The organism is Oceanibaculum nanhaiense, from assembly GCF_002148795.1.
Taxonomy (GTDB): Bacteria; Pseudomonadota; Alphaproteobacteria; order Oceanibaculales; family Oceanibaculaceae; genus Oceanibaculum; species Oceanibaculum nanhaiense.
In genome coordinates this window covers 1-425 of the sequence record NZ_MPOB01000038.1, presented here as the reverse complement: position 1 = coordinate 425, position 425 = coordinate 1, and the positions used below count along the sequence as shown (strand labels likewise).

Annotated in this window: 1 protein-coding gene; it reads left to right on the top strand. The window is 64.0% G+C overall.

Going from position 1 to position 425, the window contains the following annotated elements:
• Positions 1–420, top strand: a 420-nt coding sequence (locus BKM74_RS18405) for an EF-Tu C-terminal domain-related protein (protein WP_407668718.1), incomplete at its 5' end; no start/stop codon positions are given.
• Between the last annotated feature and the right edge of the window lie 5 nt (positions 421–425).

Here is a 425-nt window from a genome sequence, read left to right as displayed (position 1 = left end):
GTGACCGGCGTCGAGATGTTCCGCAAGCTGCTGGACAGCGGCGAGGCTGGCGACAATATCGGCGCGCTGCTGCGTGGCGTTGGCCGCGAGGATGTGGAGCGCGGCCAGGTTCTGTCGAAGCCGGGCACGATCAAGCCGCACACGCGCTTCAAGTGCGAGGCCTATATTCTGACGAAGGAAGAGGGTGGCCGTCACACGCCGTTCTTCTCCAACTATCGTCCGCAGTTCTACTTCCGCACCACCGACGTGACCGGCGAGGTTGTTCTGCCGGAAGGCACCGAGATGGTGATGCCGGGCGACAATATCGCCATGGAAGTGAAGCTGATCGCGCCGATCGCCATGGATGAGGGCCTGCGCTTCGCGATCCGCGAAGGTGGGCGCACCGTCGGCGCCGGCGTCGTCGCCAAAGTAGTCGAGTAATCGGG